General features: G+C 42.3%; 13 protein-coding genes. 1 reads left to right on the forward strand and 12 read right to left on the reverse strand.

The window, feature by feature from the left end:
* Nucleotides 1-247 precede the first annotated feature (247 nt).
* From AC5RDS_RS08880 to mfd, 5 genes are all read right to left on the reverse strand, one after another.
* The gene (locus tag AC5RDS_RS08880; RefSeq protein ID WP_013613490.1) at nucleotides 248-1501 is read right to left on the reverse strand and encodes a hemolysin family protein; all 1254 of its coding nucleotides are present in this window, start codon (nucleotides 1499-1501) and stop codon (nucleotides 248-250) included.
* On the reverse strand, nucleotides 1498-2049 hold the full coding sequence (gene lptC, locus AC5RDS_RS08885) for an LPS export ABC transporter periplasmic protein LptC (RefSeq protein WP_228026209.1): 552 nt from the start codon (nucleotides 2047-2049) through the stop codon (nucleotides 1498-1500). The genes AC5RDS_RS08880 and lptC overlap by 4 nt, the downstream gene beginning before the upstream one ends.
* 41 nt (nucleotides 2050-2090) lie before the next feature.
* Nucleotides 2091-3416, reverse strand: a complete 1326-nt coding sequence (locus AC5RDS_RS08890; RefSeq protein ID WP_494222308.1) for a tetratricopeptide repeat protein — start codon at nucleotides 3414-3416, stop codon at nucleotides 2091-2093.
* Between the two features lie 114 nt (nucleotides 3417-3530).
* Entirely contained in the window at nucleotides 3531-4265 is a 735-nt protein-coding gene (locus AC5RDS_RS08895) for a type III pantothenate kinase (RefSeq protein WP_013613487.1), read from the reverse strand.
* 26 nt (nucleotides 4266-4291) lie between these two features.
* The gene (mfd, locus tag AC5RDS_RS08900; protein ID WP_118113207.1) at nucleotides 4292-7606 is read right to left on the reverse strand and encodes a transcription-repair coupling factor; all 3315 of its coding nucleotides are present in this window, start codon (nucleotides 7604-7606) and stop codon (nucleotides 4292-4294) included.
* A gap of 641 nt (nucleotides 7607-8247) precedes the next feature.
* Between mfd and AC5RDS_RS08905 the strand changes: the two genes are divergently transcribed.
* The gene (locus tag AC5RDS_RS08905; protein ID WP_118113206.1) at nucleotides 8248-8838 is read left to right on the forward strand and encodes a 6-bladed beta-propeller; all 591 of its coding nucleotides are present in this window, start codon (nucleotides 8248-8250) and stop codon (nucleotides 8836-8838) included.
* Nucleotides 8839-8953: 115 nt separating this feature from the next.
* On the opposite strand, the gene AC5RDS_RS08910 is transcribed toward AC5RDS_RS08905, so the two are convergent.
* From AC5RDS_RS08910 to glpT (AC5RDS_RS08940), 7 genes are all read right to left on the reverse strand, one after another.
* Nucleotides 8954-10312 carry a porin gene (locus AC5RDS_RS08910; RefSeq protein WP_046403010.1) on the reverse strand — a complete coding sequence of 453 codons (1359 nt, stop codon included), beginning with the start codon at nucleotides 10310-10312 and terminating at the stop codon, nucleotides 8954-8956.
* Nucleotides 10313-10349: 37 nt separating this feature from the next.
* Nucleotides 10350-11804: a glycerophosphodiester phosphodiesterase family protein gene (locus AC5RDS_RS08915; RefSeq protein ID WP_494222309.1), complete on the reverse strand. Its 1455-nt coding sequence runs from the start codon at nucleotides 11802-11804 to the stop codon at nucleotides 10350-10352.
* Between the two features lie 24 nt (nucleotides 11805-11828).
* The gene (glpT, locus tag AC5RDS_RS08920) at nucleotides 11829-13172 is read right to left on the reverse strand and encodes a glycerol-3-phosphate transporter (protein ID WP_202194645.1); all 1344 of its coding nucleotides are present in this window, start codon (nucleotides 13170-13172) and stop codon (nucleotides 11829-11831) included.
* Nucleotides 13173-13629: 457 nt separating this feature from the next.
* On the reverse strand, nucleotides 13630-14598 hold the full coding sequence (locus AC5RDS_RS08925; RefSeq protein WP_013613480.1) for a YncE family protein: 969 nt from the start codon (nucleotides 14596-14598) through the stop codon (nucleotides 13630-13632).
* Nucleotides 14599-14638: 40 nt separating this feature from the next.
* Complete coding sequence (locus tag AC5RDS_RS08930) at nucleotides 14639-15790, reverse strand: porin (RefSeq protein WP_041557022.1); 1152 nt, start codon at nucleotides 15788-15790, stop codon at nucleotides 14639-14641.
* Nucleotides 15791-15843: 53 nt separating this feature from the next.
* Entirely contained in the window at nucleotides 15844-16785 is a 942-nt protein-coding gene (locus AC5RDS_RS08935) for an HAD family hydrolase (RefSeq protein ID WP_013613478.1), read from the reverse strand.
* An 8-nt stretch (nucleotides 16786-16793) separates the two neighbouring features.
* Nucleotides 16794-18134: a glycerol-3-phosphate transporter gene (glpT, locus tag AC5RDS_RS08940; protein WP_013613477.1), complete on the reverse strand. Its 1341-nt coding sequence runs from the start codon at nucleotides 18132-18134 to the stop codon at nucleotides 16794-16796.
* Nucleotides 18135-18236: the final 102 nt, after the last annotated feature.

Consider the following 18236-nt stretch of genomic DNA (forward strand, 5'->3'; position numbering starts at 1 on the left):
ATACAGAAAAATGACAATAAAAATGACATATGAAGTGATTATACTGGGGCATCTTCATATGCCATTGTATTTTATAGGGACATTTACTGAATATCCCTACCTATTTCCGAACGGCCGCCTTATGCTAATTCCACAGGTCTTGTTCGTATTCGAAAATTTCATTTTTTCATCAGGAAAACAACACCTAATGCACATTCCCTTTCCCCCTAACCTATATTTAGCATTCTACGGCAAAAAAGATAAAAAATCACATACACACTTTGATTTCCTCTATTCTTGCATTTTTAACACTCAATATTTTAAATGTTAAATTATTTACAACAATAGTTTCCCCTTCCTGAGGAATACTTTGATTGAAATACAACACCAAACCGGCAAGCGTTTCATACTCTTCACGCTCTTCCAGATCCAGGTGATATTTTTCATTTAAGTAATCCACCTCCAAACGTCCTGAAAAGATATATTCTTGTTCGGAAATCATCACTTCTTTCAAATTGAGGTGATCGTGTTCATCTTCAATCTCTCCGAAAATTTCCTCCATAATATCTTCGATAGTAACGATCCCGGCCGTAATACCGAACTCATCGACGACAACGGCAACACTTTTCTGATCCCGGATAAACAAATTCAACAGCCGTTGTGCAGACATCGTCTCAGGTACGATCAATACCCGGCTCAACGCTTTGGCAATCGTCGGAGGATCTTTGAAAAGAGTCGATATATGAACATAACCGATAATATCGTCGATACTTTCTTTATAAATCAAAATCCGGGACAATCCGGTATCGATAAAGAGTTGGGTCAACTCTTCGATCGAACTGTCGATAGACAAGGCTACGACATCAGGGCGGGGAACGATACACTCCCTCAGCTTCACTTCGGAAAAATCGAGTGCATTCCGAAAAAGTTTGATCTCGTGCATTTCCTCCTCCTGCCGAGCATTGACTTCTCCTTCCTCGATCAGGTTGTTCAAATCTACTTTTCCAAAAGCCCGGTTGGGTTCTTTATGCCCTAATTTCCGTCCGGTAAAAATCCGCAGCAACCATCCTCCTAACCACACCGAAAAATAAGACAACGGAAAAAACAACAGATAAAACAAAAAAACAGGAACAGAAAATAACTTCAAAAACAGATTAGACCGTAAGCGGAATACGGTCTTCGGCAAAAATTCAGCAAAAACCAAAATGATCAGAGTCGAAACGAGGGTCTCGACAAACAGTTCGACCCCGATCGATAAATGTAAAAATTCGAACTGTTTGACCAGCAGATCGGACATAAAAATACCGTAGATCACCATGACGACATTATTACCTACCAATAAAGTCGTAATATACATCCCGGAATGCGAAATGAACAGATCGATGAGAGCCTGAGTGACTCCTTTTTTAGACTTATCGATCTCGATCCGTAATTTATTAGAAGTCAGGAAAGCGATCTCCATTCCCGAAAAGAATGCAGATAACAGAAGACAAATCAATATCACCGAAAGGGTTGCTGTCATTGCTTACGTTGTTGCTTTTCAACTTCGATACTACCTGAAATATTCTCAAACACCGGATGATTCAGATTCTGATCGGAATGGAAGCCGTTATTACCTTCGATAATTTGTCCGTCGGCACTCAACTTGACATAACGGTCGGAATAGATCAATTCTTTTTTCATATCCCAATAGAGTAATTCGGTTTCGAGCTTTTTCCCCTCTGCATTGATTATCACCACTTCATTACGCGCCTCCCAAAGCATTTCATCTTCCAGCTTTTTGGCATATTTCGCTTTAATCGAACCGATCATCTTTCCTGCAGGATCATAAGAAAGTACATGGATTCCTTTCGGAAACTCTTCATATTTTTCTTTTTCCCTATTTACTTTTATGTATTCCGGGGCCAATACCCTGTATTTGATCCGGGCAGAATCGGAATAGACCAATTCCAGGTTTTCACCGGTCATATCGGGACGTTTCTCCCGCTCAGCCAATGCATTGACTTCTTTGATATCATTTTTACATGCTAAAAGCATTATTGCTCCCAGAAGAACAATAATGCTTTTCATATAAAGTATACGTGAAGAAACACTCATTAATATACGACTTACTATTTTCTGAAACGTGCTTTGGTCGATTCGTTGATCCAACTACCGATTTTAACGGTTGCTCCATCGGTAACACTACGGAAGAAAGCCTCGTCTTTACTCGGGAAATGTTGGGAATAAATTCCGATCAATTTATCCGCTTCTTCTGTCATAGCAGGATCCACTTGTTTTGCTTTTTGGAATTTATCGACAGCAGCCCAGAATACGGATGCGTGGTCAAAATCGTCTTCTCCGTAATTGGAGGCCGAATTGGCATAGGCTTTTCCGATCAGCATCAATGCGGTTCCGTTGTTCGGATTAAGTTTCAGCACTTCCAGCGCATTAGTCTTAGTCGCCTGATATTGCTTTTTAGCCAATTGCAACTGAGCCATTTTCAGGTAATATTCAGCTTTAGCCTCGTTATCTTCGGATTTCGCGATCGCTTCTTTCAGATAACCTTCGGTTTTATCGAATTCCTGACGTTTCAGGAACATGATAGCCAAGCTATAAGCCGCATCAGCAGTCGGATCCAATTGGTACAATTGCTCAGCTACAGTTGCATATAAAGGCAAATCGACACATTCGCTCCGCCGTAACAGAGAAGCCACCTCTTTCAAGTTAGCGACATCTTCCTTATTGGCTTCGTATTTTGCAGAAAGCAAGTTATTCAAGGTTTCACAATCTGCTACATCGGCATTGAAAAACATAGCATCCACATTCCCCTTCATCGTTTTGAACGCTTCAACCGTTTTGGGTTGTTTGGTATTTTTGATTCCATCATCGATAAAACCGGAAACTTTCATATAAAGAGCGATGTATTCATCTTTCGACAGTTCTCCTTTTTTCAGCAGATCCCCGGCTCCGAAAAACATGGTTTGCACCGTGATCGGGTGAGTTTTATTACCTTCGAGCTCGAATGATTTAGCCAAATAAGAAAAAGCTGTTTTTTTAGTATCATCCCCTCCGAAACGATATAAAGTAGCCCCTTTCTTTCCCAAAATATAACCTTCTCCATACCTTTGATGATCCCCAAAATATTTCGCCCATTGATCATACAACATCATCAAGGTATCCACATAAGTCTTATCTTTTGTCTGCTGATAGATATTGATCAACAGATCTTCCCCTTTGGTATAAGTAAGCATCTGAAACTTGGGAGCGTTATTAAAAACATACCGCCAGGCAGGCAAAGCTTCCTTATAATTTTTTTGTTTAAGAAATTCTGAATAAATAGAAGCATTCTCCAACGTTTTCACACTATCCAGTCCGTATTTGGAGTCGAGTGTCTGCGCACTGACTGCCCCTCCCATAAGACAAATACCGAATGCTAAAGCCACAATCTTTTTCATGATCTTATCTTTTTTAACCGATGTATTTAATGTTTTGTTAGTTACTTATCTAAGCTTACTCTGCAAAAATATCACTATTTTTCTTTTAATATACAGGGAACACCTGTATTTTAGCTAATAGTTCGACTTTTTAACATATTTCAAGATCTCATTCAATCCTACAAAACTAAGATATTTACAAAATAAAATATCCGGAGTCAGATGTCTTTCCAAAAAATGTGCATTTCCCCCCGTAATCAACACATGTCCTTCCGGGTATTGTCCGAGAAAGCATTCTATATACTGTTGTACCTCAAAAAGCATACCAGACATCACGCCATTCCGGATAGCTTCTTCTGTCGACTGTCCTATTCCTCCATAGGTTTCTGTCGGTGTCACCAAAGGCAGGCGGGCTGTAAACCGGTGCAGTCCGTTGAAACGCATTTCCAATCCGGGAGAAATATTTCCTCCCAGAAACACGCCCTCGGCCGAGACATAATTATAAGTGATACAGGTACCCGAATCGATCACCAAGAGGGAAGCCCCCGGGTAATAACTCTTTGCTCCGACACAAATAGCGATCCGGTCGAATCCCAAGGTCTCGGGAGTAGCGTATCCGATTTTCAACGGCACCTCCAAAGCAGGCGAAGCTTCCAGCCAGTAATCGGCTTGCTCTTTTATAGCCAGCTGCATTTCGGAATCGATATGACCACTTCCGGTAAGAAATATCCAAACCTTTTCCCCTTTTTCTTTCCATACCCGAATGTCTTCAAGAATCGAATCCAACCGATAGTTTACCCCGATCAGCCGGTCTTCCTGAAAAAAAGCATATTTACTACGGGTATTCCCGATATCGATTACCAAATTCATTGCCTAAAATTCAAATCTCTGATCTATCATCTGTTACCTGCCTCTGTTTTCTCCCACATCTCCCGCACATAACGCGACATTTTCATAATATTCGTAATTTCTGTAAACACGAGCGATAATTTATTATTTTTTTCACTGAACCGGCAAGGCAAAATTTGCAGCTGCACAAACCTCAGTATAGCGGCAAACAAGGCCGACTGATAAAAAGGAGAAGTCTGTTCGCCGACAAAATACATGATCATTTTCCCATTCTTCACCAATAATCTCTCGATCCCTAAATCCATACACCGGCGTCTCATCCTCACAATTTCCATCAATCCGGTCACCTGTGCCGGAATTTCGCCAAAACGGTCTTTCAGCTCTTGCCCGAATTTCTCCAGGCCAGCCTCATCCGGAATATTGTCCAACTCCCGATACAGCCGGATCCTCTCGCTGATATTCTCCACATAGGTATCCGGAATCAATACTTCGAAATCGGATTCGATCACACAATCGGCAACGTAAGCCTGCTTTTGTTCGGTCGGAGGCGTTTCCATTCCAGGGAACTCTTCTTCGCGTAATTCCAGCAGAGCTTCATTCAATATACGCTGATAGGTTTCGTAACCGATTTCAGCAATAAATCCCGACTGTTCCGCTCCCAGGATATTCCCGGCCCCGCGGATATCAAGGTCCTGCATCGCTATATTAAAACCACTTCCTAAACCGCTGAAATCTTCGATCGCTTTCAGCCGGCGCCTGGCATCCGAATTAACCGTATCCAAAGGAGGGGTCAATAAATAACAAAAAGCCTTTTTATTCGAACGTCCCACCCGGCCTCTCAGCTGGTGCAGATCACTAAGCCCATAATTCTGGGCCTGGTTGATGATCATCGTATTGGCATTCGGAATATCCAGCCCCGACTCGATAATAGTCGTAGCGATCAAAACATCGTAATCGCCCCGGACAAAATCATGCATCACTTTTTCAAGTTCTTCGCCTTCCATTTGTCCATGTGCAACACAGGTTTTCACCTGCGGGACAATCCGTTGCAGCATGCCCTGAATATCCCGGATGGTCTCGACCCGGTTGTGGATAAAAAACACCTGACCGTTACGGGCCATTTCATAAAGAATCACCTCTTTGATCAGCTGCTCGTCGAAACGGTGCAATTCCGTTACAATGGGATAACGGTTAGGCGGCGGAGTACGGATAATCGACATATCGCGGGCTCCCATCAATGAAAATTGTAAAGTACGCGGGATCGGAGTCGCCGTCATAGTCAGGGTATCTACATTCAATTTCAGGGTCTTCAGTTTTTCCTTTACCCCGACTCCGAATTTTTGTTCCTCATCGACGATCAACAATCCCAGATCTTTAAATACGACATCTTTGCTGGTCAGCCGATGGGTACCGATTATGATATCTACTTTGCCTTCCTTCAGATCGTTCAGGATTTTCTTAATTTCTCCGGGTTTCTTCATCCGGCTGATATATTCCACCCGACAAGGCATGCCTTCCAGCCGCCTGGAAAAAGTATGGTAATGCTGATAAGCCAAAACAGTCGTCGGCACCAGGACAGCCACCTGTTTGCTATCGGCCACAGCCTTAAAAGCGGCCCGGATTGCAACTTCAGTCTTCCCAAATCCCACATCTCCACAGATCAGGCGGTCCATTACCTGAGGTTTTTCCATATCGGCTTTTACCGCTTCGATCGCTTTTATCTGATCGGGAGTCTCGTCATACATAAACGACACTTCCATTTCTTCCTGCAAATAACTATCTTTAGAAAAAGCAAAAGCAGCTTCTTTCTTGCGGCGGGCATAGAGGGCGATCAACTCCCTTGCAATATCTTTTACCCGGGACTTAGTCTTCTGTTTAAGTTTATTCCAGGCATCTCCTCCTAATTTGTTCACGACAGGAGGAACACCGTCTTTCCCCTTATATTTGGATATTTTATGCAGGGAATGCAATCCGACATACAATTCCGAATTATTCTTATATACCAGCCGGATCGCTTCCTGTTCGTTGCCATCGTTGTTGATTTTGACCAGTCCGCCGAATCGTCCGATCCCATGGTCGATATGCACGACATAATCCCCCGGATGCAAATTTTGCAATTCTCCCAGGGTGATCGATTCCCTCCCCTGCCGGATGCGGGTAGTCTGCAGGCGGTATTTATGATAACGATCGAAAATCTGATGTTCCGTATAAACACAAATCTTTTCATTCGAATCCGAAAATCCTTCATGTATTACGCCTTCCAGCCAGGTAAAACCGATTTCGTATCCTTTATCTTTAAAAATATCCCGGATACGCTGGATTTGCATTTCATTGTTCGAACAGATATACAACCGGTAATCGTTGGCTTGGCGGGATTGCAAAGTCTCTGCCAGCAAATCGAAATGCTTGTTGGTCGGAGGCTGAGGCTCACAGGCTACGTCTATCGTTTCTCCCCGGAAATACATATCCGGTCCCCATTCCACCACATGGCAATCTTCGAGATAATTCATCAGTCCTTCGGCAGAAGTGACGAGCTCTTCCCCGGCTTCGGCATATAAAGCTTTCACTTTATCGTGAAGGAACATCCCATTTTTGATCCACCAGACCGGTTTAACAGAGAAATAGGAACTCAAGTCCGTATGTTTAAATCCTCCGGCCTCTGTTTTGCCACTGAGATCAGGAACGATCGATACTTTCCCGGTCTTTTTATCGGACAACTGGGTCTCGATATCAAAGAAACGAATCGATTCGACCTCATCTCCGAAAAAATCTATCCGGACCGGCTGTTCTTCTGCAAAAGAATACACATCCACAATACTCCCCCGGATCGAAAACTGTCCCGGTTCATAGACAAAATCATTCCGTTCGAACCCGTATTCTACCAAAAGATTTTCGATAAAAGAAATCGATAAGGCATCTCCCTGATTCACCACCATCGACATGCGGGAAAGCACTTCCCGGTCGACGACCTTTTCAGCCAATGCTTCCGGATAAGTAATCAAAGTATCGACTTCGCCATTCCGGATATTATTCAGTACTTCGGTACGCACCAGGACCGAATCGTTATCTTTCTCTTCCTCTTTAATCATCCTGCGATAAGAAGAAGGCAAAAAGGCGATTTGTTTTTCATCGGCCAAAGCCAATATATCATTATAAAAATAGGCAGCTTCTTCCCGGTCGTTCAGCACAACGACCCTCAACCCCGGCCGGGTGATACGCATGGCTCCGACAATCAGGGAAGTCACCGAACCGGCATTGTTGACAAGTCTGTATTTCCGGTCACTACGGGTAGTTAACAGCTCCGTTAACTTTTTCACCGCCCGGGCAGAGAGATATTTTTGCAGTAAATCCTTTGTATTCAATTTTCTTCTAAATTGATTTCGACAAAGGTAAAAATAATGTGGCAAAACTTACACAGCAGAAAAATAAAAAGTCAGATTCCCTTAGAAAACAGGATACATCCATACTGTATACAACAAACCTATTGCGGAACAGAATGCGTGATACAGTTACTTCCCATATTACAAATAGGGACAAAAAATACTTGATTTCAATATTTGAAATAATTGAGAATATTTTTTGTTTTTATTAAAATTGACATATTTTTATTGTGATAAACAATATTAAACCCAAAAGAAAAAAAAATAGCTGGTTGAAAGACTTTACCCAACGATTCGTCTTGCTAGCTTCTAATATTAATAACAGCTACATTATTAAGCCAAATCATAAGTTTTATTAGTTTTGATCGCTCTAATTTTACAACAAATGCTTGGCTACAATGTGGAAGCACTGGCACAAGATGAAGGATACAACAAAGGAGATAGACTAAAATCAGTAAGCTGTACATGTCCCAATAACAAATCAGGCTTTTCCTTGAAATGCCGTGCCGATGGTAATTTAGAACAGTGTACTCCTACCCGACAAGGCTCAAATGCTTGTTATAAAGTCAAATTTAGCACCAAGCCATTGGATTTGATTTGCGAAGGATCAGGAATTAAACGGGATGCCAATTGCTCTGCAAGAATTACCTTTTTTTGCCGACTCTTTTGAAATACTAAATGATTCGATACTTATTTTTAATGGAGCTGCATTTGAAGACCAAGTCGTACTTTGGGATTATCGCAATAAAAAACGGATTAACTCACACTTAAAATATGACCCTCATTACAACTGCCGGCCTCTAAAACCATTTACCAAATGCAATAATGAAATATTATGGCAGCGAGAATTTGAACAAATGCTATACAGAGTTACAGAGCAAGAATTAATCCCAGCCCGATACATTGATTTTCAAGAGTTCGCGTATAATGGCAAATTAGAAAAAACACCTCAAGGTATATACTTTCTACAACCGGATATAGCACACATGAATCGTTATTACGAAAATGACAAGTATATCCATTTTATTTTTGAATGTGAAGCTTTAGATGATATGCCGTTTTTGGTCTATTATTTTAAAAAGTCAGGGAAAAAAATCATTTTAAACAATAATCATTATAAAGACGACCTAACCTTTTATCACATAACCCCACCGGCCATCAATGCATTTACAACCGCCGGAGATCCTGTTTCTGTTTTATATACATCATTTTAACATAAGGAGGCTAATAAGGCAAAAATCCAGACAGGCATTCCTTAAAAAGTATATTTGTCGAGATACTGTTTCCTGACAGTATCTCGCTGATTTTTATCATTGCTGTCCGGTAAAACTAAAACGAAACCATCAACCGCATCTGCAATTCATGGAAATTCTTATCCATCGGATAATACACATTACTCAAACGGCTGTATTTGTATTCCCCCATCACCTTGATATACTGATTCAGTGTATAGTTCAAACCGACGGTAGCCGCCTGCATTTTACCCCCTCCGATACTCGTCGAGACAGGAGGATAATCCGAAACGACTCCGCCCGGGTAGAAAACATGCTTTCCGATCAGGAAAAAATCTCCTTTATTGATATCGTTGAGATTGACAATGCTATAACGGGCGACGATTTCCAGCGAATTCTTTTCATTCATACCGTCCAGTAAACCGTATTCGTCGTTGTAGGTATAACGGTTGCCCATGATCAGATAGCCGGCTTCTACATAACCACCGTCGAATTTGGTACTGCGGATCGGGTTACCGGCTTTCCAGGCATCCAGCGTCGTCCAACTCCATACTCCTCCCAGTTGATTGGTGAATAATTCAAAATCGGGCCGGTCTTTGTACAAACGTTTATACAGATATTCCCCGCGGACGAACAAACGGTCGGTCTTAAACAAGAGTTCCGGATTCAGATCGAGAATATTCTTAGCCCAGGCGACATCGGCATTCAGAAATTTTGTAGTCGCATCCACATAAGTCTCCATGGCCGACTCTATAGTTACTTCAGTTTTAAAAGCATCGTCATCGACTACCCGTCCGGTATTTATCCGGGAGTAACGCAATCCCAATCCGACATGCAGCGTCATATAATCGTCGTTGATCACCTTATACAACCAACGACCGCTCAGACTAAACCCCTGAAATCCGCTGATCTGATCATTGTATTTATTTTCGGCAAAAATACCCTGATCGGCCAACACCTTCTGATTGAAAAACTTATAAGTAATCCCCAGACTTCGGCCAGGCGCCAAAGCATTGACGACTGCCGGACGGGAAATAAAATGATAGTTATAAAGACTCGTATTGTAAGCCATCGTAGAAGGCTCGCAAAAATAACCGGCTTTCACACTCTGTACCCCCCGGTAATTCTCTTTAAAGTTGTATTGTCCGAAAATATTCTTCTGTTTGAAAGAACCTTTAGAAAAATCGAAATCGGCATAAAAATAGAATTGTTTGTATTTCAATGAAGTACGGATACGTGCATCGGTAATAGCAGCCCCCGATTTCATCGGCGTATATTCGGAATGATAATAAGCTACATCGGTAAACAAACGGCCTCCGGCAGTAAATCTGAGTCCATTGTTCCGATTGACATATTTCAACAGCGGATTGGCCACATCTTCAACCTGAGCCTGAATATTCCCGGACCATAAAAAGATCGCAACCAAAAAGGCGGGGAAAAATATTTGTTTTTTCATCTGATTCATTTTTACAAAGTTTTGAAATTCACCCTAATTAATTATTATCTAAGTATCCCAATTTTCTCAATACTTCCCTTGCATCGACCAGGGTCTGGGAAGCAGGACTCTTCCGCCATCCGTGCGTAATCATATAGTTGATACTCATATCGGAATGGTTGGTAAATAAAGCATCCAAATAGGGAGGATTGAACATTCCGTCGGCTACGCCGAAATTATATTGTCCGAAATACTTCGCCATCTGATCATAGGTATCGAAAGTATAAGGATGGTTTTTCATCTTCGCCCGATGGATCAGGTAATCCTGCCAGGGTTGATCCAATTCAGGATAATCATTAGGAGCCCCCGCGATACACGGTCCGATAAAATGTGCTTTATATTTTACGCCCAGGTTGATAAAAGAAGCATATCCCAGCGGATCGTCATAAGTGAGATCGGTAGCACCGGTCCCTTTCCACAACAGGAAACACATGGGAACTTTGCCCTGGAATACCTCGGCCACCCGGACCAAACTTTCCAAAGAGAAGGTTTGCAGGATCACTTTACCGTTGGTACTTCCTACATTAATCGTCCCGTTGTTGATATAAAAAGGCGTGTCCTCGGGTTCCGGTTTTTCGATAATATTCATATCCTGCGTATTGGCCAGTACATCATACACGATCTGTTCGAATCCTTTGGGATTCAGCCAGGGTTCTTTAAATTCGATATAGATTCCCGGGATATTCTTATTTCCGGCTTCCCATACCGGATCGATTTCATACCCGAAATCATATTTCACAATATCGGCAGTACCGCTCAGACTGGTAATCGTTTCCCCTGTTTTCCCGACAATGGAATATTGCCGGGGCATTCCCGGTTGATTGCGGTCCCGGATCAACCGATACCCTTTCGAATACATAATCAGGTCTTCCAGTGTGGAAATATATTGCTTTTCTTTAGCCAATCCGGGCAGGGCTTCTTCGAGATTCTCATTATTGAACCAACTACCGGCATCGAGCATCAGCAGTTCTTCGTAAGTATAATAAGCCGGTAAGTTAGGAACAAAATTCGCTTCATCCGCTTTTACCTTTTCTTCGGCTTCTGTCTCCGAGTATCCGATTTTCATATAATAATTCTTCCGGATTTCCCGGGGTAGTGTTTCTCCGAAAACCGTTTCGATGTTAGTGGTCCGTTTCAGGTTATCGTCATGTAGTGCCAGTACCACTCCGTCTTTCGACACCTGCATATCGCATTCCAGGTAATCCGCACCGATTTCTCTCGCCCACCGATAGGCGGATTCCGTTTCTTCGGGTGTCCAGAAAGTAGAGCCCCGATGTGCAATAACCGCATATTCGGGAACATAGTCGCGCACTTTGATCATTTCAGGTGAAAGCTCATCGACATGTACCCGGTCGACATCCACCTTCACATCATTAAATTTCTGATTTTCACATGACATCGCAGACATACCTAATCCGAATGCCAATGCTACATAAACCCATCTTTTAATCATAGTTGTGATTTTTAAATAAAGTGATTATTGTTTTGCTTGTTTCACTAGATATTGTTCTTCCTTTGCCGTGAATCCAATAAAGATGAACGCCAGGGCACAGGCCACCAATAACACGATAAAATTCCAGTTCCAGCCCAAATTCTGAACAACATATCCCAAACCGATATTAGCAAAGAGGGCGGTCCCGAAGAAATAACCGAAAAATCCGGTAAATCCGGCAGCCGTACCGGCCGCTTTTTTAGGGGCTAAATCCAAAGCATGAACCCCGATCAGCATTACCGGGCCGTAGATCAGAAAACCGATGGCGATCAGACAGATACTGTCCATCAGCGGAGTTTTACTAAATTCCCAATAGACAAAAACAAAAATGGCGACGGCGACCATATAAATCATGGTCGTAATAGCACGCCTCCCCTTGAAGACTTTATCGCTCAACCAACCACAGAAAATCGTCCCGGGGATAGCGGCAAATTCATAAGAAAAGTAAGCCCAACCGATCTCTTTGATATCGTAGCCTTTCACCTCTTTCAGATAAGTAGGTGCCCAATCGAGCACTCCATAGCGGACGAGATAGATAAAAGCGTTAGCGATAGCGATATACCACAATATTTTATTACTCAATACATATTTAAAGAAAATTTCTTTGGCCGTCAGTTCCACTTCCGACTGGGCACTATAGTTGGGCGGATAGTCGTTACGGTATTGTTCGATAGGTGGCAGACCACAAGACTGAGGGGTATCGCGGATCAGCAGATAAGCGATCACCACAATAACCAAAGCGACACTAGCAGGAAACCAGAAGGTACCGGCCTGCCAGGAACCGAACCAGGCCATCCCCACGGCAGCCATCGGTCCGATCAAAGCCCCACCGACATTATGGGCCACATTCCAGATCGACATTTTCGTCCCCCGTTCATGCTGCGAAAACCAGTGTGTCATCACCCGTCCGCTAGGAGGCCAACCCATACCCTGAAACCAACCGATTAAAAACTGCAGGATAAACATCGACACGACAGACGACAATCCGGCCCGGGTACCCAGAATTAAAGTCGTCAAAGCAGACAAAGTCAATCCCAAGGGTAAAAACTTACGGGCACTACTACGGTCAGAGACTCCACCCATTAAAAATTTAGAAAGTCCGTAAGCAATGGCATTCGCTGATATAGCAACTCCTAAAAGTCCCTTATCGAACCCCATTTCCACCAAGTAAGGCATCGCCAGCGCAAAGTTCTTACGAACTAAATAATAACCAGCGTATCCGATAAAAATACCGATAAAAACCTGTACCCGTAAACGTTTGTATGTCGGGTCGATCTGTTCTTTCGGCAATAAGGGCCTATGAGGCTCCGGTCTTAAAAAACTCCACATATTTGTTTATTTTAATATAAAAAATTACCCATCTCCGTCTTTATGGATAAATTTTACGTTATTTAAACTTTTAATGTTTCGTTTTTTACGTAATAAAGAGAAGGAGGTTAAAGCGAAGAAGATTCAGATCGGTCACTGTTTCAATGACAAATGAACGAATGTTTCTGTCATACACCACCGGTCGGGTATTCGGAGAGCCTATGCGGCCCCTCGTTCCTGTTCCAAGGATCTTCCGGTACAAAACCCGATATCTACTGTTTGCACTACTTGGCAAAAAAAGAATCAATTACAGCACATCTTTGTTATTTTAGATGCCAATATGTCAATTATGAATTTTTTAGGAGACTCAGATTAAAACAGCTGCTCCTGCATAAATTAAAAAACGAGGTCTCTACAGACCTCGTTCATCTCATTTGAAAGTAATTGTTTTCAGATCATTCAGGATCTATCCCTACAATTATTTAATTTTCTCGTAGATATAAAGTTCATGAATTTCACCGGTATACCCTTCTTCAGCGAACGGACCCTGTGACATACCGAGAACGATCAGTGTACCACGGTTGTTCAATACAACGAGGTCGTCGTTTACCGGGTCAATAGAGAGTCCTTCGATTTCACCTGCACGGCGGAAATCACTCATTTCGCGGAATAATTCAACTCTTCCGGCTTTTGCACCACCTGCAATTTTACCTTTACGCATAACAGGTTTTCCCTTTTTATCGAGTTTTACGCTGAACGGAGTTTCTTTCACCACTTCAGTTCCGTCTTGTAAACCGGTAAAGTGTACTTCAGAGATGTCAGCCACATAGATATTATCAGGAATATTGTACAAAGATTCGCCATCATCAGAGGTGAACAGCATTTTTCCATCGGCGATGAAAATACCTTGACACCAGTACGGAGTAGGACGGCATTGCATTTTGGTATAGTACTGTCCGGTTTCCAGGCTATAGCAATATACGTAACGGCTATCTACCCAGTCAGACATCCAAACCATATTTTTCTCCCGATCAACAGCAAGACCTGAAACCTCTACTTGTCCTGATTCAGGAGACCAAGGCAGATCGCGTTTCCATTTCAAAGTCTCTGCATCGTAAATCGATACGGCGATATTATAACCACGTCCGTATTCGAATTTTTCAATACCGCAGTAAATTTCTCCATTGTAGATATCGATATCACCGAAGTGGTTGGCAATTTCGGGATTTTGGAACGGCTGATCGTTCTTCATCACCAGATTTCCCTGTTTGTCGTATTTGTACAGTACTTTGGTGTCGGAAACATAGTAGTAATTGCTATCGATAGCAATTCCCTGACGTCCGGCAACCGGAATCACTTTTTTCAACCGGTATTCTGAACCGAGATGTTGTGCATTTACTGACATGCCTACAAAAAGCAGTGCCATTGCAAAAAATAATTTATTCATAATAAAGGAATTTAGGATATTAATAAAGGTAAATCAAATCTTAGAATTTAGCCAAAAGCATGATTTGCAAACTATTTCCGTTTCCTGTCCGCGTACCTGCATCTTTCACTTTATCGGTATAGATAGAGTGGATATAGTTAACCTGGAATTTCAGGTTCTTGATCAATTCGTAAGTACAACCCACCAGGTAAGCATCTCTGTTGTTGGCAGAGGTCTTGTTGGTTTTATCGCGGTACATATCGTAACGTACTACCGGCAGGAATTTTCCGAAGCGATAAGCGGCCAAAGCATAAAAACCGTCTTCTTCTACATTAGCTTCGCTACTTTTGATATGGCCGTATTCAGCACGCAGATCGAGACCGTTCGGGTCGAAATACCAGGCACCGGCAATCACCCGATTCATCGGAAGATATTTTTTAACATCGTCTCCGACTTTACCCTGGTATTCACCGTAGTTGTACGATCCCATAATACTCAACTGTTTTACAGGACGGAAAGTCAGACGACCGACGAAATCTTTACATCTGTTGTCATCGTTCAAAGTAGGCAAATAACCGTTGGTCAAAGATAAATTATAGCTCAAATAGCTGAATCCTTTTTCCTGATTCTGCAACAGATCACCGTAAGCCATCACACCGAGATCACGTCCATAGTCGATCAGATCGGCAGAAGAAATCGCATTCCGGCATACCATACGATAACAGATATTAGAGAAATCTACAGTCTCCAAAGTAGCCGGAGAAATATCGTAGTTCTCGAAACCCAGCGGCAGATAATATTGTCCTGCCCGGAAGTTGATGGCTTTGTTAATGTGAGCACTGACAAAAGCGTCCATCACAGTAATGACTTTCTTTTTGTAAGCCCCGCCATCGGTAGAACCGGAAAAACATTCGAACTGAGCCCGGAAGTCAAACGTATTGGAGATCTTTTTGTCAAGAAGTACCCGCATACGCTTCAACTGGAAAGAAGATCTGTTATCCCCGTTCTTATCTCCATAATTATAACCGGTCTGAATATAACCGGATACTTTCGGTAACTTAGAAAGAATTTTGTTCAATAATTCTTCTTCATTGGCTGACACCGGTTCGCTTTTAGCAGCAGCTTCCCCGTCTTCAGTTTTTGCCCATGCTGATGTACCTACAAATAAAGCACAGCACAACATTACCACGTTTAATAGAAAATTTTTTTTCATAGTAACATCAAATAAATTATACGTAAAATCAATTATATAATTCTATTCCTGAATTATTCTTTCGGATTAGATACATTTTCGCGGATTCCCCATTCTTCTGTATGGAAACGCAGACCGGGTTCCCTGACATCATGACATTTCACGATCAAAGCCCCTTCTTTTTCCCAATAGCCTTTTACCGTATAACCGTTCATCGGCCCGTCTTCTTTCCCACGCACTGTTTTATCGTCCGGATTCACCACAATCTTCAATCCACAAGACTGATTGAGCATATCCATATCTCCCCGGCTATTCCCTCCGACAACCAAAGGACGGGTTTTAATAAAGGTCGGGATCACATTTGCTTTACCGTCATCCTGCGGAATCGGTAAGATGATATCATCTGTCAATTTACCGCCGACAACCACCGATTTTACCCCCAGGATATTGACCTCCGGGATACCGAGTTCTTCGGCCAGAAATTTCTGATATAAAAATTCCGGAGAAGCGGTCAAAATCCAAACCTCGAATCCATATTCCTTGAGATTGGCAATCAGTTGTTTCATTTCCGGATAGAACTTGTTCCGGTAAGAAGTCTGGTAACATGCATATCCCATTTCGAGAATTTCTTCGGGCGTCAGTCCTGCCAAAAAATGCACCCGATCCTCGACATAAGGTTTCCCCACATTATTTCCATCTTTTACCATCCGGTTCAGGATCGCCATTTTCTCTTTCGAAAACTTATCCGTTTTTCCTTTAAAATGTTCGTCGGCATATTGATATAAAGCTTCATCCGCCAAATAATGAGGTACCTGTCCCATAACCGTACCGTCACCATCGAAAACCGCCACTTTCCGAATCTTCATCGTAATGGTCGAATTCAGGAAATCTTCCAGCCGATCATTGACTTCTTTTGACCATCCTTTGATCTGCCGATAGGTTTGTGCAGAGACACAGGGGGTGATCAGTAGCATCATCACCAGGATGATACTACTCGTTAAATTCTTCTTAATCATGGATTTAATTAGTTTTTGTTTTTAACCAGATATTGTTCTTCTTTATAAGTAAATGCAATAAACAGGAAGGCTAAAGCACAAGCACCCAACAAAACGATAAAGTTCCAATTCCATCCCAAATGCTGCACGATATAACCTAAACCGATATTAGCGAACAGGGCCGTTCCAAAGAAATAGCCGAAGAACCCGGTAAATCCGGCAGCCGTACCGGCAGCCTTTTTAGGAGCCAGATCCAAAGCGTGTACCCCGATCAACATCACCGGTCCGTAAATCAAGAAACCGATAGCAATCAGACAAATACTATCCATCAGCGGAGTAGCACTGAACTGCCAGTAAACAAAGATCGAAACAGCGATCAAAACCATATAGATCATGGTCGTTAAAGCACGGCGTCCCTTGAACAATTTGTCACTCAACCATCCACATACGATCGTACCGGGAATAGCAGCAAATTCATAAACAAAATAAGCCCAACCGATTTCTGTAATATCATATCCCTTCACCTCTTTCAGATAGGTGGGGGCCCAATCCAATACACCGTAACGGATCAGATAAATAAAAGCATTGGCCAGCGCGATAAACCACAAAGTCTTATTATTCAAAACATATTTGAAAAAGATCTCTTTAGCCGTCAGTTCAACCTCCGATTTAGCACTGTAATTTTTAGGGTAATCATTCCGATACTCTTCGATAGGAGGTAAACCACAAGATTGCGGAGTATCCCGGATCAACGAATAAGCGATAACCACAATAATCAAAGCCACCACCGCCGGAAACCAGAATGTACCGGCTTGCCAGGAACCGAACCATACCAAACCACCGGCAGCCATCGGACCGATCAAAGCACCACCTACATTGTGAGCACAATTCCAGATAGACATTTTCGTTCCTCTTTCGTTTTGTGAAAACCAATGCGTCATAACACGGCCACACGGAGGCCATCCCATCCCCTGAAACCAACCGATCAGAAATTGCAAAATAAACATAGAGACGATGGAAGAAACTCCCACTTTCGTACCTAATAAAAGAGTAGCTAAAGCCGACAATGTCAACCCCAAGGGCAAGAATTTACGGGCACTACTACGGTCTGAAACCCCACCCATAATAAACTTAGACAATCCATAGGCAATAGCATTAGCTGAAATAGCAACCCCGAGAAGCCCTTTATCGAATCCCATATCCACCAGATAAGGCATAGCAAGAGAAAAATTCTTCCGAACTAAATAGTAGCCTGCATATCCAATAAAGATACCGATGAATACTTGCCAACGCAGACGCTTATACGTCGGATCAATCTTTTCTTTTGACAACAAGGGCCGATGAGGCTCTGGTTTTAAAAAACTCCACATAGCTATTAGTTTAAGATTCAAATTGTTTCTAAGAAAAACCTATCACTTTCGTTATTACAACGTTTTCGGCGCACATTATTTTGAAATGAAATAAAACATCTT

It is taken from the genome of Odoribacter sp., from assembly GCF_985060555.1.